Consider the following 25,575-nt stretch of genomic DNA (forward strand, 5'->3'; position numbering starts at 1 on the left):
GACCGCTCCCCCGCCTGAAGTCCTCAGCAGGCGGCGCGTAGAGCCGCGGCCCGGTCGGTGTTCTCCCAGGTGAACCCCGCACGGCCGAAGTGACCGTATGCGCTGGTGCTCCGGTAGATCGGCCGCAGCAGGTCCAGATCGCGCACGATCGCGGCCGGCCGTAGGTCGAATACCTCCTCGATGGCGGTGGTGATCCGCTCCACGGGCACCTGCTCGGTGCCGAAGGTCTCCACGTACAGTCCCACGGGGCGCGCGGATCCGATCGCGTAGGCAATCTGTACCTCGCAACGGTCTGCCAGTCCCGCGGCGACCACGTTCTTCGCGACCCACCGCATGGCGTAGGCGCCGGAGCGGTCCACCTTGGAGGGATCCTTGCCGGAGAAGGCGCCCCCGCCGTGACGGGCCATGCCCCCGTAGGTGTCCACGATGACCTTGCGACCGGTCAGGCCGGCGTCACCGGCGGGTCCGCCGATCACGAACTGGCCGGAGGGATTGACCAGGACCTCGGCGTCGGCGGTGGCAAGCCTCAGGCCCTTGTCCTCCTCGGCGTCCAGCACGGGGCGGATCACCTCCTGGTTGACCGCGTCTGTCAGCCAGGCCCGGCTGCGGTCCGGATCGTGCTGGGTGGACACCACGACTCCTCCCAGCGAAACCGGGGTGGCACCGTCGTAGCCGATGGTGACCTGGGTCTTACCGTCCGGCCGCAGTCCGTCAATGATGCCCCGCTTGCGCACGTACGCCAGGCGTTCCGCCAACCGGTGGGCCAGGTGAATCGGCAGCGGCATGAGCTCGGTGGTGTCCGTGCAGGCGTAGCCGAACATCAGCCCCTGATCGCCGGCTCCCTGGAAGTCCAGGGGGTCCAGGTCCGCGGCGTCGCCGCGCACCTGCAGGGCCTTGTCCACGCCTGCGGCGATGTCGGGTGACTGCTGGCCGATTGAGATCGACACGCCGCAGGAGGCGCCGTCGAAGCAAACCTCGGAGGAGGTGTAGCCGATGGAGACGATCTCGCTGCGGACGATGTCGGGGATCTCCACATAGGCGCTCGTGCTCACCTCGCCGGCGACGTGCACGAGCCCGGTGGTGGCCATGGTCTCCACAGCAACATGCGCGGCCGGGTCCTGGGCTAGGATCGCGTCCAGGATCGCGTCCGAGACGCGGTCGCAGATCTTGTCCGGGTGCCCCTCGGTGACGGACTCGGAGGTGAACATGCGGAGGGAGTTGGATGCCATAAGCGGTGTGGTCCTTGCTAGTTGGTGGGTGCGTGGTCGCGGGGTGGATGATCGAGTGATCGGATATTCGGAGTTGCCTCCTTCGCCCCACCAGAGAGGCTGAGGATACCAGTGGCAGCAGGCACCGCTCTCACCGCCCCGGACGGCGCCCCGCCGACCGGGGTCGAGCGCTGTCAGCGCCCCAGGCGCACCGCGATCATCTCCATTAGCACCGTGGCAACCTCCTGCTTCGAGCCGCTGGCACGGCCGACTTCCCGGCCGGCGGCATCGAGGACCACAACGGTGTTGGGGACGTCACCAAAACCCGTGTGCGTGCCGACGGCGTTGACGGCCAGCAGGTCGGCGCCCTTGCGGCGCGCCTTGGCGGCGCCGTGGTCCAGCACGTCGCCCTCGGCGTCACCGGTCTCCGCGGCAAACCCGACCACAACGATGGGTGCGCCGTCACGGCGCGGTGGATCCGTTACCAGCTCGGCCAGCACGTCGGGATTCTCCACCAGCGCGATTGTCGGGACGCTGGGCGCGGCCTCCTGCTCCGGCGCGGCCGACACCGCGAGCGGGTGCTTCTTGAGCTTGGCTCCGGCCACGGCTGCGGGGCGGAAGTCGGCCACCGCGGCGGCCATCACCACCGCGTCGGCATCCGCTGCGGCGGCGCGCACCGCATCACGCAGTTCCAGGGCGGTAGTCACGGGGACTACCTCTACCTGTGCCGGCAGCGCCGCCAGTACCTGCGAGTCAACGTGTGCGGACACCAGGGTCACGCGTGCACCGCGGGCCGCAGCGGCGCACGCGACGGCGGCTCCCTGGCGCCCCGAAGAGCGATTGCCCAGGTAGCGCACAGGATCCAGAGGCTCACGGGTTCCGCCTGCGGAGACGACCACGTGCCGGCCGACCAGGTCGGGTTGTGCACGGGTGTGCGCGGTGTCCAGCACGGCCAAGGCGCGGGACACGATGACCTCCGGCGCGGGCAGGCGCCCCGACCCGTAACCGGAGCCGGTCAGCGGCCCACTGTCAGGGTCTATCACGGTTACGCCGCGGCGGCGCAGCGTCGCCACATTCTCGCGGGTGGCCGGGTGGTTCCACATCTGCGTGTGCATCGCCGGGGCCATCACCACCGGCGCGGTGGTGGTCAGCAGGGTAGCGGTGAGCAGGTCGTCCGCGCGGCCCGCGGCCGCCCGGGCGAGAAGGTCGGCCGAGGCCGGCGCCACCACAACCAGTTCAGCCCACTCCCCCGTCTCCACGTGCGCCACTGCGGCCGGGTCCTCAAAGACACCGGCCTGCACCGGGGATCCGGTCACGGCGGACAGTGCCGGCGCGCCAATGAAGCGCAGCGCTGCCGCCGTGGGCACGGTGCGCACCTCGTGCCCGGCAGCGCGCAGCAGCCGAATCACCGAGGGCGCCTTGTATGCAGAGATGGATCCGGATATCCCCACGACGACGCGCAGTGCCCGAGGCGCGCGGGCGCCTCGGGCACTGGGGAGTTCTGCGTTCATGGCAGGTACGGCTGGCCGACTAGTGGTCCTGGAGCAGACTGCCCTCAGAACTGGATGTCATCCAGGCCGGTGGCGGATCCGGTCTCCTCCTGGCCGCCGAGATCCAGCGGGGTGTCCAGGGAGATGTCGGAGAACATATCGGCCTCGGCGGCGCGGCGGGCCTCCTCTGCCTCGGCACGGCGGGCGCGGGCCTCGTCCCCGGGAATGACCTGGAGCTTGCTCGCGGCGACCTCGCGCAGTGCGACGCTCAGGGCCTTCTCCTCGGTCTCCGCCTCCACCAGCGGCCCGAAGTACTCGAACTGGTTGTCCTCCAGCTGCTGGGTGTAGCTATTGATCTGCCGGGCACGCTTGGCGGCCTCCACCACCAGCCCGTACTTGGAGTCGACCTTCTCCAGCAGGTCGTCAATGGGAGGGTTGGTGATACCCTCGGGGTCAGCGGAGGTTCCGAGCATGTGCTTGTCTCCCAATGTGATTGCTACCTGATTGTGGTCCCGGTATGTGCGGGCGCGGCCGCGGTTACAGGCTACCGCACCGCGAGCACCCCATTTTAGCCGCTCAACCCGAGCGCGTCTTCTAGCTCGTCCGTGGCACGTGCCACGGAGTCGTTGATGATGGTGCGGTCGAACTCGCCCGCTGCCTGTAGCTCGACCCGTGCAGTGGCCAGGCGGCGATCCTGCTCCTGCTCCGACTCAGTGCCACGCCCGAGCAGGCGGGACACGAGCTCCTCCCAGCTCGGCGGCGCGATGAACACCAGCTGGGCCTCGGGCATGGCGGCGCGCACCTGGCGTGCACCGGCCAGGTCGATCTCAAGCAGCGCCGGGCGGCCTGCATCCAGCTGCTCCTGCACCGGACCCCGGGGGGTGCCGTAGCGGTGAGTACCGTGCACCTGCGCCCATTCCAGCATGTCCCCGCGCTCGATCAGGCGGTCGAACTCCGCGTCCGATACGAAGTGGTAGTGAATGCCGTCGCGCTCCCCTGGCCTGGGCGCGCGCGTCGTCGCTGAGACGGACACGAACAGGCCGGGGTGGCGGCGGCGTAGCTCGGCGACGAGCGTGCCCTTCCCCACGGCGGTCGGCCCGGCTATCACAGTGAGTCGGGCGGGAGGCACCTGGGCTGCGGTCATACCCCCATCATGCCCCGTGCGCCGGTGTCAGCCGAAACGGCGCACAAGCTCGGCACGCTGGCGGCTACCCAGGCCCCGCACCCGCCGACTTGCGGCAATACCGAGCTCCTGCAGCAGTGCCTGTGCTCCCACGGTGCCCACGCGCGGCAGCGAGCGCAGTAGGTCCAGCGCCCGCATCTTGGCCAGGGCCTCATCATTCTGCGCCGCCTCGAACAGGGCGGAAACGGTCAGGGTGCCGCGCTTGAGCTCGGCCTTCGCACGGGCGCGGCGGTCTCGGGCCGCGGCCGCCTTGTAAAGCGCAGCCGCACGCTGCCCGGGAGTCAGTTCGGGGATCACCATGTTTCCTCCATCGGCAGTCGGGACTTCTGCCACATGGTCAGGTTATGCCCGGGCGCCGTCACGGCGCACGTCCCGCGTGGCGCCTCGGGCCGGCGTCAGGCACGCAGTGCTGCCCCGGCCTCGGCGACGGCGCTGTCGGCGGCCTGCCGCAGGGCCTCGCGATCGGGGCCGGCTCCCAGCACGCCGCGGGATGTCGACGCCAGCACATTGCGGCGTGCAGCTCCGAACACGGCCCGCAGCTCGGCGGCACCGCCTCCCTGCGCCCCCACACCGGGGGCCAGCAGCGGCCCGCCCGCGGCCAGCAGGTCCAGGTCCAGGTCGCGCACGGCGTCGCCAACGGTGGCGCCTACCACCAGGCCCACGCTGCCGAGCTCACCGGCGGCGCGGGCGGCAGCATTGGAGGCGGTGGCCCCGGCCACCACCTCGGCGGCCACGGCCCGTCCCGCCGGTCCACGCGCATGCTGCACTGCGGCTCCCTCCGGGTTGGAGGTCAGCGCTAGGACGAACACGCCCCGTCCGGCGTCGGCCGCCAGGTCCAGCGCCGGACGCAGTGAGCCGTATCCCAGGTAGGGGGAGACGGTAATGGCGTCCGCGGCCAGGGGCGCGCCGTCTGCCAGATAGGCCTGGGCGTAGCCGGACATGGTGGAGCCGATATCACCCCGCTTGACGTCGAGGACGCAGAGCGTGCCCGTCTGCCGCAGAGCGGCCAGCGTCTCCTCCAGCACGCCGATGCCTGCCGCTCCGTGCCTCTCGAAGAACGCCGACTGCGGCTTGACCGCCGCCACCCGCCCGCCGAGCGCGTCAACGACCCGCAGGGAGAAGTCCCGCAGCCCGGCGGGCGTGTCGGGCAGGCCCCAGTCGCGCAGCAGGGAGGCGTGCGGGTCAATACCCACGCACAGCGGTCCGTGATCGTCCATGGCGGCGGACAGCCGGGCGCCGAAGGAGGACTCCACGGGGCGACCGTTCCGGGCCGGGGTCGTGCTCATGCGCGGGTCCCCCCGGCGTGGGCGCGGTCGCGCCGGGAGTGCCTGTCGGCATCGTGCTGCTGCAGGCTGCGCACCCCCATCGGGCCCGCGAGCTTGGCCTCCAGCGCCTGCACCGCCGCCTGCAGCTCCTGCACGGTGGTGATGATGGGCTTGTCGGCGCTGGTGGTGGCGGCACGGATGGAGTATCCGTCGGCGCGGGCGCCCTGCCCCTTGGGGGTGTTTATCACCATGTCGATGGCGCCGGACTCGATCAGGCCGACGATGGTCTGCTCGCCGTGGGCGCCCTGGCCCTCGCTGACCTTGCGGACCGGGGTTGCCGGGATGCCGTTGCGACGCAGTACCTGGGCGGTGCCGGCGGTGGCATAGATGGTGAATCCGAGCTCGGCCAGTCGGGCGACGGGCAGCACGATGGCGCGCTTGTCCCGGTCAGCCACGGACACGAACAGGGCGCCCTCACCGGGTAGGCCGCCGTAGGCGCCGTCCTGCGACTTGGAGAAGGCCCGCGGGAAGTCGACGTCAAAGCCCATGACCTCACCGGTGGAGCGCATCTCCGGGCCCAGCACCGTGTCCACCACCCGGCCCGACGGGGTGCGGAACCGCTTGAACGGCAGGACCGCCTCCTTCACCGCAATGGGGTCCAGCGGGTCGGTTACGGCGGCATCGGCGTCGGGCAGGTGGCCGGCGGCCTTGAGGTCGGCGATGGTCTGGCCTGCCATGAGCAGGGCGGCGGCCTTGGCCAGCTGCACGCCGGTCGCCTTGGAAACGAAGGGCACAGTCCGGGAGGCGCGCGGGTTGGCCTCAATCACGTACAGCGTGTCGGATACCAGCGCGTACTGGATGTTGATCAGTCCGCGCACCCCCACCCCGGCGGCAATGGCCTCGGTGGAGCGGCGGATGCGGGCGATCTCCGTGTCGGACAGGGACATGGGGGGCAGTACGCAGGCGGAGTCGCCGGAGTGGATGCCGGCCTCCTCGATGTGCTCCATCACGCCGCCGAGGAACAGCTCGGTGCCGTCGTAGAGGGCGTCGACGTCGATCTCGATGGCGTCGTCGAGGAAGCGGTCGATCAGCAGGGGGCCGTTGGCGTAGGCGCCGCCGGCCTCCGCGGAGGCGCGGGAGAGGTAGTCGACCAGGCCGTCGCGGTCGTAGACGATCTCCATGCCGCGCCCACCGAGCACATAGCTGGGGCGCACCAGCACCGGGAAACCGATCTGCGCGGCCACGGCCAGGGTCTGCTCGTCGCTCAGGGCCGTCCCGTGGGCGGGGGCCGGCAGCCCGGCGCGCTCCAGGACGACGCCGAACACCTGCCGGTCCTCGGCGGCGTCGATCGCCTCCGGGGTGGTGCCCAGGATGGGCACGCCCGCAGCCTTGAGCCGGGCCGCTAGGGACAGGGGCGTCTGCCCGCCGAGCTGGACGATCATGCCGGCCACTGGTCCGGCCGCCAGCTCCGCCTCGTAGACCTCCATGACGTCCTCGAAGGTCAGCGGCTCGAAGTACAGCCGGTCGGAGATGTCGTAGTCGGTGGAGACCGTCTCCGGGTTGCAGTTGACCATTACCGTGTCGTAGCGCTCGGACAGGGCCATGGTGGCGTGTACGCAGGAGTAGTCGAACTCAATGCCCTGGCCGATCCGGTTGGGGCCGGCGCCCAGGATGATGACGGCCTCCCGCTGGCGCGGTGCCACCTCTGTCTCCTCCTCGTAGCTGGAGTACAGGTAAGGGGTGGTGGTGGCGAACTCGGCGGCGCAGGTGTCCACCGTCTTGTAGACCGGTCGCAGGCCGAAGGCGTGGCGAACTTCGCGCACCGTGTCCTCCCCGATGCCGCGCAGGGACGCGATCTGGGCGTCGGAGAAGCCATGCCGCTTGGCGCGCTGAAGCAGCTCGGCGGTCAGCGCCGGGGCCGTGCGCGTCTCCTCGGCGACTTCCTGGAGCAGGAACATCTGGTCCAGGAACCACGGGTCGATCGCGGTGGCGTCGAAGAGCTGCTCCGGGGTGGCGCCGCCGCGGATGGCCTGCTGCAGGTCTACCAGCCGGTGCTCGGTGGGGGTGCGCAGCGACTCGATGAGCCCGGGCAGCTCTTCCGGCGTGGGGGCCGGACCGTCCCAGTGGAACACGGAGCCGGGCTTGTCGATCGAGCGCATAGCCTTTTGCAGGGCCTCGGTGTAGCAGCGGCCCAGGGCCATGGCCTCCCCGACCGACTTCATGGTTGTGGTCAGGGTCGGGTCGGCGCCGCGGAACTTCTCAAAGGCGAAGCGCGGGACCTTGACCACCACGTAGTCCACCGCGGGCTCCAGGGATGCGGGGGTGGAGCCGGTGATGTCGTTGGGGATCTCGTCCAGCGTGTAGCCGATGGCCAGGCGGGCGGCGATCTTGGCGATGGGGAAGCCGGTGGCCTTGGATGCCAGTGCCGAGGACCGGGACACGCGGGGGTTCATCTCGATGACGATCACGCGGCCGGTCTCCGGGTGCACGGCGAACTGAATGTTGCAGCCGCCGGTGTCCACACCCACCTCACGGATGACGGCGACAGCAACATCCCGCAGCCGCTGCAGCTCCCGGTCGGTGAGGGTCAGGGCCGGAGCGATGGTAATGGAGTCCCCGGTGTGCACGCCCACCGGGTCGACGTTCTCAATGGAGCAGACCAGCACACAGTTGTCGGCGCGGTCGCGCATGACCTCAAGCTCGATCTCCTTCCAGCCCAGGATCGACTCCTCCAGCAGCACCTCGGTGGTGCGCGAGTCGGACAGGCCCTGGCCCGCAATACGCTCCAGGTCCTCGGCGTTGTAGGCGAAGCCGGAGCCAAGGCCGCCCATGGTGAAGGACGGGCGCACCACCACGGGGTAGCCGCCCAGCGCCTCCACCCCGGCATGGCACTCGTCCATGGTGTGGGCGATCACGCTGCGCGCTACCTCCGCGCCGCAGCGCTCAACCACGCGCTTGAACTCCTCCCGGTCCTCGCCGGCGTTGATGGCTTCTGCCCGTACCCCGATCAGCTCCACGCCGTACTTGTCCAGGACCCCAGACTCCACCAGGCTCATGGCGGTGTTCAGGGCGGTCTGCCCGCCCAGGTTCGGCAGGAGGGCGTCGGGGCGCTCCTTGGCGATGATCGCCTCAACGACCTCGGGAGTGATGGGCTCTACGTAGGTGGCATCGGCCATGTCCGGGTCGGTCATGATCGTCGCCGGGTTGGAGTTGACCAGGATGACGCGGATGCCCTCGGCACGCAGCACTCTGCAGGCCTGGGTGCCGGAGTAGTCGAATTCGCAGGCCTGGCCGATGACGATCGGGCCTGAGCCGATGACCAGGACGGAGGAAATATCGGTACGGCGGGGCATCAGGCGTTCTCCTGGGGGGTGCTCGGAATCGTGGTGTCTGCGGGGGCGGCGGAGGCACTGCGCATGGTGCGCAGGCAGGACTCGATAGCCGCCTCGGTGGGCGCATAGCCGGGGTACTCGGCGACGCCGTCGGGCAGGGCATCCCCGGAGAAGATCGCGGCGCGCATCGTGCCGTGGTCCCGCAGGTGGCGGGTCAGGGCGCGGGTGTCCACTTCGCAGATGCCGACGATGCCCTGGGCGACCAGCTCCGCCTCGAGCTCGCGGCGGGCCCGCCAGGAGGAGGCGCGCCGGGACGGGTCGCGCACCACTATTCCGGCTACGCAGAACCGGTCGGACTTGCCGTCCTCATCATTGACTCCGGTGTTGCCGATGTGGGGGGAGGTCATTACTACGATCTGCTGACCGTAGTCGGGATCGGTCAGGACCTCCTGGTAGCCGGTCATGCCGGTGTTGAAGACGATCCGGGCGGTCGTCGAGCCGGTCGCGCCGTATGAGCGACCCGTCAGCGCGTAGCCGTCCTCCAGGACCAGCAGCGCCGTCGTGCGCTCGATCGGCGCGGAGGCGGGCAGGGCGGGGCTGGTGAAGCCGCCGTACGCGGCCACTGATGTTGGGCTTAGGGCACTCATGCGTTCTCCTTCTGTTCGGTCGCCTCTGGGTTCCGCGCTACCGGCTCGCCATCCAGGACGGTGGGACGGCCATGGAGGAATGTGGCCATGACTCGCCCGGGCAGCTCCATACCGGCGTAGGGGGTGTTACTGGAACGGGTCCACTGGGCGTCCGGGTCCACCACGCGGCGGACCTCGGGGTCGACCACCGTCAGGTTGGCGCTCTCGCCCACGGCCAGCGGTCGGCCCTGATCGCTCAGCCGGCCGATGCGGGCCGGAGCCTCGGACAGGACACGGGCGACGTCCCGCCAGCTCATGCGTCCGGACTCGACCATGGTGGCGATGATGATCGGCAGGGCGGTCTCCAAGCCGGTCATACCGAAGGCGCCGGCCTGCCACTCGCAGTCCTTGGACTCGCGCGGGTGGGGGGCGTGGTCGGTGCCGACCACGTCAATGGTGCCATCGGCCAGCGCCTGGCGTACCGCCTCCACATCGGCGGCGGTGCGCAGGGGCGGGTTCACCTTGTAAAGCGGCGAGTAGGTGCGGGCCTTCTCATCGGTGAGCAGCAGGTGGTGGGGGGTCGCCTCGGCCGTGACGTCGATGCCGCGGTCCTTGGCCCAGCGGATGATCTCCACGCTGCCGGCGGTGGACAGGTGGCACACGTGCAGGCGGCTTCCGACATGCCCCGCCAGCAGGACGTCGCGGGCGATGATCGACTCCTCGGCGACGGCGGGCCAGCCCGCCAGGCCGAGCTCGGCCGAGACGCGGCCCTCATGCATCTGGGAGCCCTCGGTGAGCCGGGGGTCCTGGGAGTGCTGGGCGATCACGCCGTCGAAGGACTTGGCGTACTCCAGGGCACGGCGCATGAGCACCGGGTCGGACACGCACTTGCCGTCGTCGGAGAAGACGCGCACCTGAGCGGCGGAGTGCGCCATGGCACCCATCTGGGACAGGTGCTCGCCCTTAAGCCCTTCGGAGACAGCCCCGACGGGGTGGACGTCCACCCAGCCGGCCTCGTTGCCCAGGCGCAGCACCTGCTCGACGACGCCGGCGTTGTCCTGCACGGGGGTGGTGTTGGCCATGGCGAACACGGCGGTGTAGCCGCCGACGGCGGCAGCGCGGGTGCCGGTGTAGACGGTTTCTGCGCTCTCGCCACCGGGCTGGCGCAGGTGCGTGTGAATGTCAACGAGCCCGGGCAGGAGCACCAGGCCGGCCAGGTCGTCGTGGCGGACGACGTCGGCGGGGGCCTGGGCGGCGGCGTCGGGGCCGATGGCGGCGATCGTATCGTCGATGATGAGGACGTCGGTGGCGTCCTCGCCGTAGGGGCGGACCCCGGGCAGGAGATGGGCGGTCACAGCTGGTTCCCTTCGTCGGCGAGGAGCAGGTACAGGGCGGCCATGCGTACGGAGACGCCGTTGCCCACCTGCTCGACCACGCGGGACCGCGGGTCGTCGGCGGCGTCGGCGGTGATCTCCAGGCCACGGTTCATGGGGCCGGGGTGCATGACGATCGCGTGCTCGGGCATGGCGGCGCGGCGTGCGGCGCCGAGGCCATAGCCGCGGGCGTACTCCCCCGGACTGGGGAAGAACCCGCCGCCGGCGGCGCTCATGCGCTCGCGCTGCACGCGCAGCATCATCACGGCGTCGGGCTCGACGGCGGCGATGGCGGCGTCGAAGTCATAGGACACGTCGCAGGGCCAGTCCTCCATGCCTACCGGCAGCAGGGTGGGTGGGGCGACCAGGGTGACGTGGGCACCCAGAGTGGTGAGCAGGTCGACGTTGGAGCGGGCCACCCGTGAGTGCAGCACGTCGCCGACGATGATGACGCGGGCGCCGTCCAGGTCACGGCCCTGTGGCGCCGGGCTGCCGTCTCCGGCGCGCGTGGCCCCGGTGGGGCCGCCGGGCGTATACCAGCGGCGCAGGGTCATGGCGTCTAGGAGCGCCTGGGTGGGGTGCTGGTGGGTGCCGTCGCCGGCGTTGAGCACGGGCACGTTGATCCAGCCGGCGTGTGCGAGCAGGTGGGCGGCGCCGCAGGCGGAGTGGCGCACCACGACGGCGTCGGCGCCCATGGCCATGATGGTCTGGGCGGTGTCCTTCAGCGACTCCCCCTTGGACACGGAGGAGCCCTTGGCGGAGAAGTTGATGACGTCGGCGCTCAGCCGCTTGGCGGCGGCCTCGAAGGACAGCCGCGTGCGGGTGGAGTCCTCAAAGAAGAGGTTCACCACGGTCTTGCCACGCAGGGTGGGGAGTTTCTTGACGGCGTGGCGTTGGGTGGCGGCCATGGCCTCGGCGGTGTCGAGGATCATCACGGCCTCGTCGTGGGACAGGTCCTTGGCGGACAGCAGGTGCTTCATCGGGCAGCCTCCTGGGTCGCGGCGTCGACGATGGTGACGGCGTCGCCGTCGGCGCCGAGCTCGGTCAGGGAAACAACCACCTTCTCGTTGCGGGAGGTGGGTAGGTTCTTGCCCACGTAGTCGGCCCGGATGGGCAGCTCGCGGTGGCCGCGGTCCACCAGCACGGCCAGCTGCACGGCGTCGGCGCGGCCGATGGCTCCCAGGGCGTCCAGGGCGGCGCGGATGGTGCGGCCGGAGAAGAGCACGTCGTCGACGAGGATCACGGTGCGGCCCTCGAGGCTCTCCCCCGGGATGCGGGTGGGCTGGGGCACGCGGATCGGGTGGCGGCCGAGGTCGTCGCGGTACATGGTGATGTCCAGGGTGCCGACCGGCGGGGCGCCGGCGGGGTCGCCGGACTCCTTGGCGGCGACCTCTAGGGCGGCGGCCAGGCGCCGCGCCAGTGGGACTCCTCCGGAGGGGATGCCTAGAAGCACCAAATTGCTGCTGCCGTGGTTTCGCTCCAGGATCTCGTGGGCGATGCGGACGAGGGATCGCTGAATCTCGGCTGCGCCGAGGATCTGCTTCCCGGTGGACTGTGCTGCGGCCACGGTGCGTGGACCTCCTTCTCCGCCTCACTGGACGGGCTTCAAGGATGTCGTTCGGGGCGATGTTAGCGCAGCGGCTCGGCGAGTGCGGGAGGTGTCCGCCCGGTGAACGTCGGCCGCCGGGCACTCGCCGGGCGACCGCCGACCCCTGACGAGCGCCCTCTTAGCCAGTCCCCCATCAGCTGCGCCGGATGTCCCCTGCGCACAGGCCCGGAGTCCCGCATACGGCATCACACCGCCGACCACGCCCCATGCACGTGCGGCCGGTTCATCATCAACTCGCTGTCACAATTGATGACAAACGGGGCCTCTAGGCATCTGCCGTATATCGATGATCGTTGGTACCGCGCCATTTTGTTGAAGGCATTCCGGGCGCACGGGGGCGATTGTCATCGATTTTGACAGTCTCTCCTCGCTCGCGGCCACGCCGACGACGCACGGGGATATCACTGAACCGCGCGGGCCCATGCAAAGTGGGCGCCCGCGCGCCGTGGGGCCGCGCCCAGGCGGTGTGCCTGCGCGACCCCGACGGCGGCACTCTCACACCACCTGCAGCATCAGCCACCCCACACCATCATCCAAATCAGCCAGCACAATCCGCTCAGTCTTCTCAGCCATGAGAGCACTCCTTCGTGACGGGCCGGCCCGATGCCGGCCAACTTGTATCGTCACGGCAATAGTGCCTGCCGCGGGGCAAACAGTCACCGCCCCCACCGCACGTTCGTGCATGGTGGGGGCGGTGCCATTTCGACCGGTCTGGGCGTGTTGCTTGTGCCGTTCTCGGTGAAGGTTGTGGATGGAGCGGCGTCGCGGCTGCGGACGTTCGTTGCTCAGCGCAACGTGTCTGCAAGGTCGCCGATGCGCCCCAGCAGCCCGTTGAGGAAGCGGGGGGAGTCATCGGTCGACAGCATGCGGGCGAGCGTGATCGCCTCGTCGACGGCTACCGGCGCATCGACGTCGTCGTTCCAGACGATCTCCCAGGTGGCCAGGCGGGCGATGGCCCGGTCCGTGGCCGGCATGCGGCTGAGCACCCACCCGTGGGAATAGGTCTCGATGGTCTCGTCGATCTCGGCGAGGTGATCGGCGACGCCGGCCAGCGCCTGGCGCGTATACGCAGGGGCCTCGGTGTGGTTGGCCGAGTGGAATGCCCGCTCCGCGGCCAGCTCCCGGAGGTTCTGCACGCTTGAGTCGCCGCGGAGCAACCCGCGCTGGTCGGCCTCGAAGAGGACTTCGACGGCACGCCGCCGCGCCTTGGTGCGGGCGGTGACCGGGTACTTGGGGTGCTGAGCCGAGGAGGCGGCAGCGTCGTCGGAGGGCGCTTGCGCCGCCTCCGGCTCAACCGGTATGGACTCGGTCATCGGCGGTCAGTCGGTGACGCGGGAGATGTAGGAGCGGGAACGGGTGTCAACCTTGACCTTGTCGCCGGTGTTGAGGAACAGCGGGACCTGGATCTCGGCGCCGGTCTCCAGGGTAGCGGGCTTGGTTCCCGCCGAGGAGCGGTCGCCCTGCAGGCCGGGCTCGGTGTGGGAGATGGTCAGCACGACGGCCGCCGGGAGCTCCACGAACAGCACGGTGTCCTCATGGAAGGCGACGATGACGTCCTGCCCCTCCAGCATTAGGTCGGCCGCCTGCCCGACGACGTCGGCGGACACATACGTCTGCTCGTAGGTCTTGACGTCCATGAAGACGAAGTCGTCGCCGTCCTTGTAGGAGAACTGCATGTCACGGCGGTCCACGGTGGCAGTCTCCACCTTGAGGCCGGCGTTGAAGGTCTTGTCAACGGTCTTGCCGGACAGGACGTTCTTGATCTTGGTGCGCACGAACGCAGGGCCCTTGCCCGGCTTGACGTGCTGGAACTCGACTACCTGCCACAGCTGGCCCTCCAGGTTGAGCACCATGCCGTTCTTCAGGTCGTTCGTCGTTGCCACGTGCGGTTCCTAACTCGCTAGAGGATTGTTGGAAGTCTTAGACCGGTTAAGCCTACCGCCATCACCTGTCAACTCCCCCGGACGGGCTCTGTCATGCCGGTCACGGCCTGCGCGATGTCCCAGCGCCACATTGACCGACCTCGGCGAGGGGGCGGCTAGTGGGAGTCAGTGACGCCCTTTACGTCCTCGCGCAGGGCGTGCACCTCGCCCAGTCGAGCGAGCGTGGCGTAGCGCTGCTCGGCATACGGCAGGGAGACCTCCAGCAGGAACTCGGCCATGCGGTCCTGCCCCTGGCGGGTCAGCTCGGCGGCGAGCGAGCGGATGTCATCGGGGTGCCGGTTCTGGCTCATCTTGGCCTTGCCCTGCACCCGCTCGATGCCGACCTCGACCGCCACGATCGCCCGCGCCATCCGCTCCAGCTTCTCCTTCCCCACCGCGCCGAGCACGTCGTCCGGCTCGGACAACTCGGTGAGCCGGCGTGCCGCGCGCAGCGCCGCCTCGGGGCTGGGATCGATGCGCACCGACCCTAAAACGTGCACAGTGATGTAGTCCCAGGTCGGCACATTGGCCTTGACCTCGTTGGTGGCGTACCAGCGGGGCGAGACGTAGGCGTCGACGTCGTCGAATACCACCAGCCCGGGACCGGTGATCGGCTCACGCACCTGGGGGTTGTTACGCACCAGGTGAGTCACTAGCGCGTTGCGCTCCGTGTCCCGGTAGAAGGGCACGAGCGTGGCCGCCGGGCCGTCGGCGTGCACGGTGATGAGGTTGCCCGTACGGGGACCGTTCAGGAACTCAGTGACATAGTCATCAGGCAGTTCGAAGTGCCGCGGCACATACATGCACTCAGCCTATGCGTCGTCCGTCCCCCGGTCGAGGGCGCCCCTGGCGGACCGCTCCAGGTCCAGTATCGCGGCGGCGGCCTGCGCGGGGGTGGTATCGGTGGTGTCGACGACTTCGGCGCCCACACGAGCGCAGGCCTCCTCCCGCTCGCGCAGCATCCGCGTGAACGCCTGGTGCACGTTGCCCAGGGCGACGGACCGCGGGGCGTCCAGGCCGTTGCGGGTGGCCAGGCGCCGCGGGGTGGCGGTCAGGTGCACCAGGCAAGCCCCTTCCGCACGTGCCCGTGTCAGGGCCGTCCGCACGCCATCGTCACTCAGGCAGCCGGATCCCAGGGCGATCACAGCACCACCCGCAGCCTGCGCGAGCGCCCACCGGGCGGTGGCCCTCTCGGTGCGCCGGTAACGCTCCTCGGGAACGGCCACCAGGGCGAGCTCGGGCGCGGTACCCAGTGCCGCGGCGGTCTCCTGCCCGAGGTCGAGCAGAGGCATCCCGGTGGCGTCCGCCAGGGCTCGGCCGACGCTGCTGCACCCTGCGCCGGGGGCGCCGATTAGTACGACGCCGGACGGCCTCACTCCCGGCCTCCCGCACCTGCTGCGGGCACAGCCGTGACCGCCTCGTGGGCGGCACGCATCACCTCCAGGCCGGGCTCCACGCCGCGCACCGGCCGACCGATCCCGTCCAGCAGCACCATGCGCAGCCTGCCGGCCCGTACCTTCTTGTCCGCGGTCATGGCGGATTGCAGCGCGTCGAAGGCCCCGGCCCCCTCTGAAAAGGCCACCGGCAGGCCCGCGGCCGCGAAGGCACGGCGGTGCAGTGCCACCGTCTCGGCGTCCAGATATCCCAGGCGGTGGGCGACCTCGGCGGCGAACACACAGCCCACGGCGACGGCCTCCCCGTGCCGCCAGGTGTATCCGGTGACCTTTTCAATGGCGTGGGCGTAGGTGTGCCCGTAATTGAGTATCTCCCGCAACCCCGACTCGGTGAGGTCCTCCCCCACCACGGCCGCCTTGACCGCTACCGATCGCGTCACCAGCTCGGCGACCACCGGGGAGTCGGCACGCGGCGGGCCGGGCGCGGCGAGAACCCGGTCCAGGACGACCGGATCGGCGATGAAACCGCACTTGACGACCTCCCCCATGCCTGCACGCAGTTCCGCACCGGGCAGCGTGGCCAGGGCGGCCAGGTCGGCGATAACGGCGACCGGCGGGTGGAATGCGCCCACCAGGTTCTTGCCGGCCTCGGTGTCGATGCCGGTCTTGCCGCCCACGGCGGCGTCGACCATCGCCAGCAGGGTGGTGGGCGCCTGCACGATCGGCACACCGCGCAGCCAGGTGGCGGCGGCGAAGCCGGCGAGGTCGGTGGTGGCGCCGCCGCCCACGCCGACCACACATCCGTCCCGGCCCAGGTGGAACTCGCCCAGCCGCTCCCAGATCCGGTTGAGCACAGCCGCTTGCTTAGCACCCTCCCCGCCGGGCACCTCGATGCGGGCCACCCGCAGGCCGCCCCCGGCCAGTGCGGCCGCGTACTCGGCGGCGACGTCGGCCAGGGAGTCGGCATGGACTATCGCCACCCCGCCGGCGCCGGCCCCGGGTGCCTGCGCCACGGCCCGGGTAACTGCTTCCGCCAGTCCGGTGCCCACCACCACGTCGTAGGGGCGGGCGCCAGCCGCGCCCGGAACGGTGATGCGGGTGACACCACCGGTGTGAAGCTGTCGGGGCGCCGCGGACCGGGAGGCGTGCTGGGTGCCGTCGGTCGCGGCGAGTGCGCCGGCGGCCTGAGAGGGCGCCTTCCCCAGGGACACCAGCACCAGCGCGGCGACCTGCTCGGGGGTGAGCCCGTCGGTGGGCACGGTGAGGGTGGCGACCTGCCGGTACAGGTCAGCGCGCTCGCCATGCAGAGTCTCCATGCGAGCGCGCACATCGGCGTGGACACCATCCGGGGCCGCTTCTGCCGTATCGGAGTCAGCGGCGAGGCCTGCCCGCCCGACCAGCGGCCGCCCGGCGCCGTCACCGACGCGGGCAGCTGCCGTGGCGGGACTGGCCACCAGGTGTATCACCTGGTGCCCCCGCAGCAGGCGCCGGTTCTCCTCGCGCAGCACCGCGCCGCCGCCCAGCGCCACTACACCGTGGGCGGCTGCCTCTCCGGTCAGCACCTCCCGCAGCGCCCGGGTCTCGCGGTCCCGGAAGCCCTCCTCGCCCTCGGCGGCGAAGATCTCCGGGATGGTCATGCGGGCGCGACGGCGGATCTCCGCATCCGTGTCGGTGACCTGCACGCCGAGCGCGGTGGCCAGTAGCCGTGCCACGGTGGTCTTGCCCGAGCCGGGCAGGCCGACGAGCACAAGCGGGAGGAGGTCCGGGGCGACGGCTACGTGCGCCAGGCGCTCGGACCGGTCGGCGCAGGTGGGGGTCATGGCTCATGGCTCCTTCGGCGTGGGGGCATGCATACGGCTCCAGTCACCATTCGGCACTCACCAACGAGTACGTTCCGAGACGCGGGCCAGGTAGCCGGACAGGTTGCGGCGCGCCTCGTCCACCGAGTCCCCACCGGTCTTCTCCAGCAGGGAGTCGGCGAGCACGAGCGCCACCATCGCCTCGGCGATCACCGCGCCGGGCACCACGGCGGTGGTGTCGGAGCGCTGGTGCAGGCCCGTGGCGGGCTGGCCGCTGGCCAGGTCGACGGTGCGCAGGGCCCGAGGCACAGTAGAAATTGGCTTGTAAGCAGCGCGCACCCGCACGGCGGAGCCGTTGCTGATGCCGCCCTCAATACCTCCGGCCCGGTTGGTGACGCGCTCAACCACCCCGGAGTCCAACCCGAGAATCTCGTCGTGGGCGGCCGAGCCGCGGCGGGCCGCCTCCGCGAAGCCGTCCCCGATCTCTACGCCCTTGACCGCCTGAATGCTCATGAGGGCGCCGGCCAGGCGGGCGTCGAGCCGCCGGTCCGCCTGCACGTGGGTGCCCAGGCCGATCGGCACGCCGGTCGCAATAACCTCCACGACGCCGCCGAGCGTATCGCCGTCCTTGCGGGCGGAATCGATCTCGGCCACCATCGCGGCGCTGGTGGCCGGGTCGGTGCAGCGCACCGGGTCGTCGCTGAGCCGCTGCTCGTCGTCGGGAGTGGGTGCGGGCACGGCCTGCGGGAGCTCGACGGAGCCTATGCGTACCACGTGGCTGACCAGGCGGACACCGGCCACCTGCTCCAGCACGGCCTCGGCGACGGCGCCCAGAGCCACCCGGGCAGCGGTCTCCCGGGCGGAGGCGCGCTCCAACACGGGGCGCGCCTCGGGCAGGTCGTACTTGAGCAGCCCGGGCAGGTCGGCATGGCCGGGCCGCGGCCGGGTAAGCGGCAGGTTGCGGGCGATCTCGCGTTCGTCACCGGTGCCGGCATGCTTGCGCAGTGCCGCCTGCGGGACCGGGTCGGCGCTCATGACGGTGGACCACTTGGGCCACTCCGAGTTGCCGATACGCAGGGCAATGGGGCTGCCCAGGGTCCGCCCGTGCCGGATACCGCCGAGAATCGACAGCTCATCGGCCTCGAACTTCTGGCGGGCGCCGCGCCCGTGCCCAAGGCGGCGGCGCGCCAGCGCGGCACGGATCTGCTCGCTGGTTATGGCAACACCCGCAGGCACGCCCTCAATGATCGCAGTGAGGGCCTCGCCGTGGGATTCTCCGGCGGTCATCCATCGAAGCATGGGGTGATCATCCCACGTCCGCGCCGGCAGCCCCGGCGGTGTCCACGCCCGCGCGGTCGGCCAGGGCTGCCTCTAGCTCGCGCCGCAGCGGCGCGAGCTCGGGGGTCCTGCCGGTCATGAGAGTCACCTGCGGTACCGCCTGGTGCAGCAGCATGAGCCAGCCGGGCGCCACCGGGCGGCTGGCGCGGGCCCAGGCCCGAGCCAGCGGCGTGGGCCAGGGGGCGTAGACCACGTCCAGCATGACCGCGCCGGCACGGGGGCAGGCGCCGCTCAAGGCGGCCGCCAGCGGCGCCGCCAGCGTGTCGGCGGCGCCCGCGGGCAGGGTGGACACCAGTAGGTCGGCTTGCGCGGCAGCCCCGGCCACCTCGGCGTCGGAGGCGGCGTCACCGGGCCGCCAGTGCAAGGCCGTCACTTCCAGCCCCATGCGGTGGGCGGCGGTCAGTGCGCGGCCGGGGCCGGCATGGCGGCGGGCGGCGACGGTGATGTCGGTGGCGCCCAACTCGGTCAGCGCGGCCAAGGCGGAGCAGGCGGTGGCCCCGGAGCCGAGCACGACGGCGCGGCACCGCCCCGCACCGGTGCCCGCTTCGGCCCGACCGCCGACGCCTCCAGCGGTACCGGCTCCGGTCTCACGCATGGCGCCGACAATGCCGGCGACGTCGGTGTTGAAGCCGGCCAGCAGGGCGGCGCCCCGCCCGGAACGCTGCGCGACGACCGTGTTGACCGCGCCGACGGTGGCGGCCAGCGGGTCGACGACGTCCAGCCGGGGCAGCAGCGCCTGCTTGTGGGGCATGGTGACGCTGACCCCGGCCCACACGGGTCCCGCCGCGGCCGGCGCGGCTAGTTCCTCCAATAGCGCGGGCAGATCCGCCGGCGTGGTCTCCCGCCGCTCATACGTCCAGTCATCCAGGCCCAGAGCGGCGTAGGCGGCGCGGTGCAGCACCGGTGACAGCGAGTGAGCGACCGGTGATCCGATGACGGCGGCACGGTGCCCCCGGGCGCGGGCCGGGGCGGAGACGGGGCCTACTGCAGGGCCGGTTGCAGCCATGCGCCTTACTCGCCGCCTGCCGTAGCAGTGGCCCTGGCACTGGGGGATGCGGTCTCCGGGTAGCAGACCTCCCGGTGGTCCTGGCAGTACTGGTTCAGCCGCTTCTTGTTCTCCTCCTGCTCGGCGTTTGTTGTGGCGAACACGGTCTCACCGGTCTCGAGGTTGACGGTGACGAAGTACAGCCAGTCCCCCTCAGGTGGCGCCACAACAGCCTGGATGACGGCCTCGCCGGGACTGCCGATCGGCGTGGGCGGAAGCCCCGCGTGCTGGTAGGTGTTGTAGGCGTTGGAGGAGTCTGCCACCTCTTCGGCGCTGGGCATACCGCCGGTACGGCCCAATCCGTACAGCACGGTGGAGTCCATCTGGAGCATGCCCTTGGTCTCGCCCTTGGTGTCCGCCAGGCGGTTGTCGATAACCCGGGCGACCTGCCCGTAGTAGGTCGGGTTGGAGACCTCCCGCTCCACGATGGAGGCCTTGATCAGTACCTGCTCGTACTCTGCCTCGGCCACGCCGGCCTTGCTGAGCCGGGCCAGGGTGGTGGAGACCATGGAGGCGACCACATCGGTTGCGCTGGCGTCCTCGGCGATGTCGTAGGTGGAGGGGGCCAGCCACCCCTCCACGTCACCGCCGGCCGCCTCAGGCAGGCCTATGGCGCTGCCGGAGGCGAAGGCCTGCTCCACATCCGCGTCGCTGTAGCCGCCCACGCTCATGAGCCGTTCCTTGACCTGCGCCTTGGTGGCGCCCTCTGGAATGGTCAGCGTGTGGTCGGAGCGGGAAGAGGGATCCAGCAGCAGCGCGACGGCGTTGGCTGCGGACATGTGCTTCTTGAGCGTGTAGGTGCCGGCCTGGATGCTGGCCGAGTTGGAGTTCGCCGAGTAGGCGTTCTTGAAGGCCCCGGCCGTGGCCACCACATCCGCGTCCGCGAGGATCTGGGCGATGTCCGCCCCGGTGGCGCCGTCCGGAATGGTGACCACGATGTCATCGGTGCCCGCGCCCGTGTAGTCGGTAACGGCGGTCTGGGCCGGCTGGGCACCCCGGATCACACCGACCGCCTGGTAGCCCACGAATCCGACCGCGGCCAGTACCACCACCAGTACGAAGGCAGTCAGAGCCCGCCGACGCCGCCGGTGGCGCCTGCGAGTGCGTTCGGCCTGGCGCCGGTGACGCCGACGGCGGCTGTTCTCCGGCTGACCGGCGTCGGGCGCCTGTGCCCCGACCGCCGAGAAGAAGTCGTCCTCGGTCACTGTCTGCCTCTCTGAATGGGTACGACCGGCTCGCCGGCGGGCGCGTGGGTGCTGCGCTCGGTGGCGAGGGCCTGTTCAAGTATGACCACGGCGGCGGCCTGGTCTACAACACTGCGGAAACTCTTTTCTCGACGTCCTGACTCGTGGAGCTCGCGGTGGGCGGTTACGGTGCTGAGCCGCTCGTCGACCAGCCTCACCGGCACCGGCGAGATGAGCGCCGCGAGCTCGCCCGCCCAGCGCCGGGCGTCCTGCGTGGAGCGGGAGGAACCGCCGCTCATGGAGCGGGGCAGACCGACGATCACTTCGAGCACGTCCAGGTCCTGGACCAGATCGGCGGCCTCCTCCAGGTCTGCACCGTAGCGGTCGCGGTGCAGCGTGGTCACGGGTACGGCGAGGATGGCGTCGGCGTCGCAGCGGGCCACTCCCACCCGTACTTTGCCGACGTCGAAGGCCAGCCGCACCCCGGTCCTCACAGCGCCTCCCCCTGTATTTGCGTGCCGGTCAGGCCGTCAGTGCGGCGCTGACGGCCGTGAGGGCGGCCGGAATCGCGGCGGGGTCCTGGCCGCCGCCCTGGGCGACGTCGTCCTTGCCGCCGCCTCCACCGCCGAGCGTCTTGGCGGCGGTGCGCACGAGGGCGCCTGCGCGGGCGCCCTGGGTACGGGCGGCGGGGTTGGTGGCGACGACTACGAGTGGACGGCCGTTGGCCTCAGCGGCGACGGCAACCACAACCGGCTCCGACTCGGGCAGCCGCCCACGCACGTCCAGGGCGAGGGCGCGCAGTGCGTCTGCTGAGCCGACCGCACCGAGAGACGCGGTGGCCAGCAGGTACTCGCCGGCGCGGGCAGCAGACTTTGCGATCTCGCCGGCGCGGGCAGCCAGGGCCGCCTGCTCGGCGGCGGCCAGTTTCTTCTCTGCTTCCTTGAGCCGGGCCATCAGGCCCTCCACTCTTCCCGGAAGCTCCTCGGGTCGGCCGCCCACCAGCGTGGACAGCTGCGAGACCAGGGCGTGCTCCTTGCGCTGGAAGCCGTAGGCGGAGTCGGCCACGAGCGCGTCTATGCGGCGCACGCCGGAGCCGATAGACCCCTCGCCCAGCAGCGCCACGCGGCCGATGTGCCCGGTGGAGGGCACGTGCGTACCGCCGCACAGCTCCCGGTCGAACCCGTCACCGATGGTCACGACTCGCACCTGCTTGCCGTACTTCTCACCGAACAGGGCGATTGCGCCGGAGGCGCGGGCCTCCTCCAGGCCCATCACTTCCGTGGTCACGGGCAGGTTCTCCGCGACCTTGTCATTGACCAGGGCCTCGATGTCATCCATCTGCCCACCGGTCAGCGCCGTACCGTGCCGGAAGTCGAAGCGCAGCCGGGCGGGCGAGTTCTCGCTGCCGGCCTGGGTGGCGTCCTCGGACACCACGTTGCGCAGGCCCGCGTAAACCATGTGGGTGGACGTGTGCGCGCGGGCGATGGCCAGGCGGCGCACGGTGTCGATTTCAGCGTAGGCGCGTTCACCCAGGCTGGCCGTTCCCTCGGTGAGCGTGCCACGGTGCACGGACAGGCCGGCGATGGGCGCCTGGACGTCGTGCACCTCAATGACACCGCCGTCGGCCAGCCGGATCGTGCCGTGGTCGGCCAGCTGGCCACCCATCTCGGCGTAGAAGGGAGTGCGGTCCAAGATGACCTCGACCTCAGCTGGGGCGGTGGCCACCGGGGCGGGTGCGCCGTCGACCAGCAGGCCGGTGACGCTGGCGTCCGCCGCCGACTCGGTGTAGCCGAGGAACTCCGAGCCGCCTCCCATCTGCTTCTCAATGTCCTGGAAGACGCGCACGTCGGTGTGCCCGGCCTTCTTGGCGCGCGCGTCGGCGCGGGCTCGCTCCTTCTGCTCCTCCATAAGCGTGCGGAAGGTGGGCTCGTCCACTTCCACGCCCTGCTCGGCGGCCATCTCCAGGGTCAGGTCAATGGGGAATCCGTAGGTGTCGTGCAGCTCGAAGGCCGCCTTTCCGGGCACGATCGGACGGCCGCCGCGGCCCGACGCCGAGGCCTCCTGCTTGGCGGAGGCGACGGCGGTGTCCAGGATGGTGGTGCCTGCGGCCAGGGTGCGGCGGAAGGCCTCCTCCTCCGCGTAGGCGACGTCGGATATGGTCGCCCACCCGGTCTCAAGCTCCGGGTAGGAGGCCTTCATGGCGTCCTTGGAGGCCGTCAGCAGAGTGGGCAGGGTGGCCTCGCCGACGCCAAGCAGGCGCATGGAACGCACCGCGCGGCGGATCAGGCGCCGCAGCACGTAGCCGCGACCGTCGTTGCCGGGGCGTACGCCGTCGCCGATGAGCATCAGGGCGGAACGGACATGGTCGGCAACGACCCGCAGGCGCACGTCGTCCAGGTAGGCGTCCCCGGCCTCCGGGCCGGCCGCGCCACGGCCATAGGTCTTGCCGCTCATGGCCTCGGCGGCGGCGATGACGGGGTAGACCTCGTCAATCTCGTACATGTTGGGCTTGTCCTGCATGATGAACGCCAGGCGTTCCAGGCCGAGCCCGGTGTCGATTGCGGTCTGGTCCAGCTTGCCGATGAGCTCGAAGTCATGGCCCTCACCCTCGCCGCGTATGAACTCGTCGAAGACCAGGTTCCAGATCTCCAGGAACCGGTCCCCGGCGGTGTCCGCCACGGGGCCGCCGTCGGGACCGTACGCGGGGCCGCGGTCATAGTGGATCTCGCAGCAGGCGCCGGCGGGGCCAGGCTGTCCGGTGGACCAGGAGATCTCCGCGAAGGGCAGCCGCTGCACGCGCTCCGCGGGCACGCCGATCACCCGGGTCCAGTGGTCGAAGGAGACCTGGTCCTCCTCCCAGATGGTCATCCACAGCCGGTCGCCGTCCAGGCCGTACTTGCCCTCCTCACGGCTGCCTGTGAGCAGGTCCCAGGCGTAGTCGATAGCCCCCTCCTTGAAGTAGTCGCCGAAGGAGAAGTTGCCGTTCATCTGGAAGAACGTGCCGTGCCGGGTGGTGCGACCCACGTTGTCGATGTCGTTGGTGCGGATGCACTTCTGCACCGAGGCGGCACGCGGCCACGGGGCCTTCTCAGTGCCCAGGATGTAGGGGATGAAGGGCACCATGCCGGCCACGGTGAACAGGATCGACGGCTCCGGGGACACCAGGGACACGGAGGGGCGGATCTCGTGATCGTTAGCGGCGAAGTAGTCGAGCCAGCGTGAGCGGATCTCTGACGTGCGCATGAGGGTGCCTCGTCCTGTTCTCGTATCGGGTCGGGCGTGCGCGCGGCACGCAGTGGTTTGGGGCCGGGGCGAGATTACCCCGAAACGCCGGGACGCCCCGAACCTGAATGCGGTCCGGGGCGTCCCGGCGTCGTGAAAGACGCGGGATCAGCGCGAGTAGTACTCGACGACCAGCTGCACGTCACAGGTCACCGGGACCTCGTCACGCTTGGGACGACGCACCAGCTGTGCCTGCAGCTTCTCCAGCTCGACGCTGAGGTACTCGGGGACGGGCGGCAGCACATCGCGGTGCGTGCCGGCAGCAGCCACCTGGAAGGGAACCATGACCTGGGACCGGGGGCGCACCTGGATGGTCTGGCCGGGCTTGACCCGGAAGGAGGGACGGTCCACGACCTTGCCGTCAACCATGATGTGGCGGTGGACGACGCTCTGGCGGGCCTGAGCGATGGTACGGGCGAAGCCGGCGCGCAGGACGAGGGCGTCCAGGCGCATCTCCAGCAGCTCGACCAGGGACTCACCGGTCAGGCCCTTCTCGCGGCGGGCCTCCTCGAAGACCTTCTGCAGCTGGGCCTCACGAATGCCGTACTGGGCGCGCAGGCGCTGCTTCTCCTTCAGACGGACGGCGTAGTCGGACTCGGTGCGGCGGCGGGCACGGCCGTGCTCGCCGGGGCCGTAGGGACGCTTCTCGAAGTAGCGAACGGCCTTGGGGGTGAGCGGAATGCCGAGGGCGCGCGAGAGGCGCACCTGGCGGCGGGAGCGTGAAGAGCTCATAGACTTCTTCCTGTCGGATCGGTTCGCACACCGTGGGCGGATGCCCAGGTGCGGGGTCAGCCATGCCGGCTAAGACCCCAGGAGTGCCCGGACGCGCTGGTCGTGCTGCGCCGCAGGCAACCCGGAAACATTAGCGCGGTGGCGGCCAGAGATGCACGCCGAAGCCACCAGTTGTGAGCCGCTCCTCACTCGGATACCGCCTGCCCTACGCCAATCCGCCGAGAGTCCACCGGAACAAGCCGAGTCCGTCCGGAGTGAGCAGGTCGGCGACGTGTTTCTATCGGCTCGCTCGGCGGTATTTGTATCGGGATGAACACGGCCTCCACATGCGGGGGTTTCTGGCTGATGATGACGTTCTGGCCGATCAGAGGCCGTTCTCGGGCTCACGAGGACGTCTTCGGGCGTATGAGGTCGTACTCGACCACCCCACACCGACCGAATACGACCTCATACTCCCCAAACCCTCCACATCGTGGAGGGTCTCGGGCTGATGAGGACGTTTTCGCCGCGCCGAGGACGCTCTCGGGCTGATGAGGTCGTCTTCGCCGCGCGGAGGTCGTTCTCGGGCTGATGAGGTCGTCTTCGCCGCGCGGAGGTCGTACTCGGGCTGATGAGAACATCTTCGGTACGGCGGGCGCCAACGTCGGGGGGCGGAACGGCTCGTGCGCCCCGCGCGACGCTTCGGCACTTCGCATGACGGTTCGTACCTTTACACCGACGCTTCGTACTCTGGCCCGACGGTTCGTACCTGTAGGTGCCTGTGCTGTCTCCACACTTCTGGGACGGTTGAGTC

At 70.4% G+C, this 25,575-nt stretch carries 21 protein-coding genes and 1 pseudogene; all 22 read right to left on the reverse strand.

Features of this window, described 5'->3' with window-relative positions:
* Positions 1-23: 23 nt before the first annotated feature.
* Positions 24-1,229 carry a methionine adenosyltransferase gene (gene metK / locus GZ997_RS01260; RefSeq protein ID WP_162678535.1) on the reverse strand — a complete coding sequence of 402 codons (1,206 nt, stop codon included), beginning with the start codon at positions 1,227-1,229 and terminating at the stop codon, positions 24-26.
* A gap of 173 nt (positions 1,230-1,402) precedes the next feature.
* Positions 1,403-2,719: a bifunctional phosphopantothenoylcysteine decarboxylase/phosphopantothenate--cysteine ligase CoaBC gene (gene coaBC, locus GZ997_RS01265; protein ID WP_162678536.1), complete on the reverse strand. Its 1,317-nt coding sequence runs from the start codon at positions 2,717-2,719 to the stop codon at positions 1,403-1,405.
* A 44-nt stretch (positions 2,720-2,763) separates the two neighbouring features.
* The gene (gene rpoZ, locus GZ997_RS01270) at positions 2,764-3,171 is read right to left on the reverse strand and encodes a DNA-directed RNA polymerase subunit omega (protein WP_162678537.1); all 408 of its coding nucleotides are present in this window, start codon (positions 3,169-3,171) and stop codon (positions 2,764-2,766) included.
* Positions 3,172-3,266: 95 nt separating this feature from the next.
* On the reverse strand, positions 3,267-3,842 hold the full coding sequence (gene gmk / locus GZ997_RS01275; protein WP_162678538.1) for a guanylate kinase: 576 nt from the start codon (positions 3,840-3,842) through the stop codon (positions 3,267-3,269).
* A gap of 27 nt (positions 3,843-3,869) precedes the next feature.
* Entirely contained in the window at positions 3,870-4,181 is a 312-nt protein-coding gene (gene mihF, locus GZ997_RS01280) for an integration host factor, actinobacterial type (protein WP_161925327.1), read from the reverse strand.
* Between the two features lie 95 nt (positions 4,182-4,276).
* A complete protein-coding gene (pyrF, locus tag GZ997_RS01285) occupies positions 4,277-5,167 on the reverse strand; it encodes an orotidine-5'-phosphate decarboxylase (RefSeq protein WP_162678539.1) in 891 nt (296 codons plus the stop codon).
* Positions 5,164-8,499, reverse strand: coding sequence for a carbamoyl-phosphate synthase large subunit (carB, locus tag GZ997_RS01290; RefSeq protein ID WP_162678540.1), 3,336 nt, complete (start codon positions 8,497-8,499; stop codon positions 5,164-5,166). The genes pyrF and carB overlap by 4 nt, the downstream gene beginning before the upstream one ends.
* 59 nt (positions 8,500-8,558) lie before the next feature.
* A pseudogene (locus GZ997_RS01295) lies at positions 8,559-9,125 on the reverse strand (carbamoyl-phosphate synthase domain-containing protein); the annotation flags it as partial.
* Entirely contained in the window at positions 9,122-10,459 is a 1,338-nt protein-coding gene (locus GZ997_RS01300; RefSeq protein WP_162678542.1) for a dihydroorotase, read from the reverse strand. The pseudogene GZ997_RS01295 and the gene GZ997_RS01300, both read right to left, overlap by 4 nt.
* On the reverse strand, positions 10,456-11,457 hold the full coding sequence (locus GZ997_RS01305; protein WP_161924056.1) for an aspartate carbamoyltransferase catalytic subunit: 1,002 nt from the start codon (positions 11,455-11,457) through the stop codon (positions 10,456-10,458). The genes GZ997_RS01300 and GZ997_RS01305 overlap by 4 nt, the downstream gene beginning before the upstream one ends.
* Positions 11,454-12,044, reverse strand: a complete 591-nt coding sequence (pyrR, locus tag GZ997_RS01310; RefSeq protein WP_161924057.1) for a bifunctional pyr operon transcriptional regulator/uracil phosphoribosyltransferase PyrR — start codon at positions 12,042-12,044, stop codon at positions 11,454-11,456. Before pyrR ends, GZ997_RS01305 begins: the two co-directional genes overlap by 4 nt.
* Before the next feature lie 827 nt (positions 12,045-12,871).
* Positions 12,872-13,399 (reverse strand): transcription antitermination factor NusB, encoded by a 528-nt coding sequence (nusB, locus tag GZ997_RS01315; RefSeq protein WP_161924058.1) that lies wholly within the window; start codon positions 13,397-13,399, stop codon positions 12,872-12,874.
* A 6-nt stretch (positions 13,400-13,405) separates the two neighbouring features.
* Entirely contained in the window at positions 13,406-13,969 is a 564-nt protein-coding gene (efp, locus tag GZ997_RS01320; protein ID WP_162678543.1) for an elongation factor P, read from the reverse strand.
* Positions 13,970-14,124: 155 nt separating this feature from the next.
* Positions 14,125-14,811: an FMN-binding negative transcriptional regulator gene (locus GZ997_RS01325; RefSeq protein ID WP_162678544.1), complete on the reverse strand. Its 687-nt coding sequence runs from the start codon at positions 14,809-14,811 to the stop codon at positions 14,125-14,127.
* Positions 14,812-14,820: 9 nt separating this feature from the next.
* Positions 14,821-15,384 carry a shikimate kinase gene (locus GZ997_RS01330; protein ID WP_162678545.1) on the reverse strand — a complete coding sequence of 188 codons (564 nt, stop codon included), beginning with the start codon at positions 15,382-15,384 and terminating at the stop codon, positions 14,821-14,823.
* Complete coding sequence (gene aroB, locus GZ997_RS01335; protein WP_162678546.1) at positions 15,381-17,222, reverse strand: 3-dehydroquinate synthase; 1,842 nt, start codon at positions 17,220-17,222, stop codon at positions 15,381-15,383. Before aroB ends, GZ997_RS01330 begins: the two co-directional genes overlap by 4 nt.
* 57 nt (positions 17,223-17,279) lie before the next feature.
* Positions 17,280-18,500, reverse strand: coding sequence for a chorismate synthase (aroC, locus tag GZ997_RS01340; RefSeq protein ID WP_162678547.1), 1,221 nt, complete (start codon positions 18,498-18,500; stop codon positions 17,280-17,282).
* 7 nt (positions 18,501-18,507) lie between these two features.
* Positions 18,508-19,545, reverse strand: coding sequence for a shikimate dehydrogenase (locus tag GZ997_RS01345; RefSeq protein ID WP_162678548.1), 1,038 nt, complete (start codon positions 19,543-19,545; stop codon positions 18,508-18,510).
* A gap of 5 nt (positions 19,546-19,550) precedes the next feature.
* The gene (mltG, locus tag GZ997_RS01350; protein WP_162678549.1) at positions 19,551-20,789 is read right to left on the reverse strand and encodes an endolytic transglycosylase MltG; all 1,239 of its coding nucleotides are present in this window, start codon (positions 20,787-20,789) and stop codon (positions 19,551-19,553) included.
* Entirely contained in the window at positions 20,786-21,262 is a 477-nt protein-coding gene (ruvX, locus tag GZ997_RS01355) for a Holliday junction resolvase RuvX (RefSeq protein WP_161924065.1), read from the reverse strand. Before ruvX ends, mltG begins: the two co-directional genes overlap by 4 nt.
* 28 nt (positions 21,263-21,290) lie before the next feature.
* A complete protein-coding gene (gene alaS / locus GZ997_RS01360; RefSeq protein ID WP_162678550.1) occupies positions 21,291-24,011 on the reverse strand; it encodes an alanine--tRNA ligase in 2,721 nt (906 codons plus the stop codon).
* Between the two features lie 147 nt (positions 24,012-24,158).
* Entirely contained in the window at positions 24,159-24,782 is a 624-nt protein-coding gene (rpsD, locus tag GZ997_RS01365) for a 30S ribosomal protein S4 (protein WP_161924066.1), read from the reverse strand.
* Between the last annotated feature and the right edge of the window lie 793 nt (positions 24,783-25,575).

This window comes from Actinomyces sp. 565 (assembly GCF_010365615.1).
In the GTDB taxonomy this organism is placed as follows: Bacteria; Actinomycetota; Actinomycetes; order Actinomycetales; family Actinomycetaceae; genus Actinomyces.

Coding starts and splice junctions, on each gene's coding strand:
- metK (WP_162678535.1), bottom strand. CDS start 1,229: ATGGCATCCAACTCCCTCCGCATGTTCACCTCCGAGTCCGTCACCGAG.
- coaBC (WP_162678536.1), bottom strand. CDS start 2,719: ATGAACGCAGAACTCCCCAGTGCCCGAGGCGCCCGCGCGCCTCGGGCA.
- rpoZ (WP_162678537.1), bottom strand. CDS start 3,171: ATGCTCGGAACCTCCGCTGACCCCGAGGGTATCACCAACCCTCCCATT.
- gmk (WP_162678538.1), bottom strand. CDS start 3,842: ATGACCGCAGCCCAGGTGCCTCCCGCCCGACTCACTGTGATAGCCGGG.
- mihF (WP_161925327.1), bottom strand. CDS start 4,181: ATGGTGATCCCCGAACTGACTCCCGGGCAGCGTGCGGCTGCGCTTTAC.
- pyrF (WP_162678539.1), bottom strand. CDS start 5,167: ATGAGCACGACCCCGGCCCGGAACGGTCGCCCCGTGGAGTCCTCCTTC.
- carB (WP_162678540.1), bottom strand. CDS start 8,499: ATGCCCCGCCGTACCGATATTTCCTCCGTCCTGGTCATCGGCTCAGGC.
- GZ997_RS01305 (WP_161924056.1), bottom strand. CDS start 11,457: ATGAAGCACCTGCTGTCCGCCAAGGACCTGTCCCACGACGAGGCCGTG.
- nusB (WP_161924058.1), bottom strand. CDS start 13,399: ATGACCGAGTCCATACCGGTTGAGCCGGAGGCGGCGCAAGCGCCCTCC.
- GZ997_RS01325 (WP_162678544.1), bottom strand. CDS start 14,811: ATGTATGTGCCGCGGCACTTCGAACTGCCTGATGACTATGTCACTGAG.
- aroB (WP_162678546.1), bottom strand. CDS start 17,222: ATGACCCCCACCTGCGCCGACCGGTCCGAGCGCCTGGCGCACGTAGCC.
- aroC (WP_162678547.1), bottom strand. CDS start 18,500: ATGCTTCGATGGATGACCGCCGGAGAATCCCACGGCGAGGCCCTCACT.
- GZ997_RS01345 (WP_162678548.1), bottom strand. CDS start 19,545: ATGGCTGCAACCGGCCCTGCAGTAGGCCCCGTCTCCGCCCCGGCCCGC.
- alaS (WP_162678550.1), bottom strand. CDS start 24,011: ATGCGCACGTCAGAGATCCGCTCACGCTGGCTCGACTACTTCGCCGCT.
- rpsD (WP_161924066.1), bottom strand. CDS start 24,782: ATGAGCTCTTCACGCTCCCGCCGCCAGGTGCGCCTCTCGCGCGCCCTC.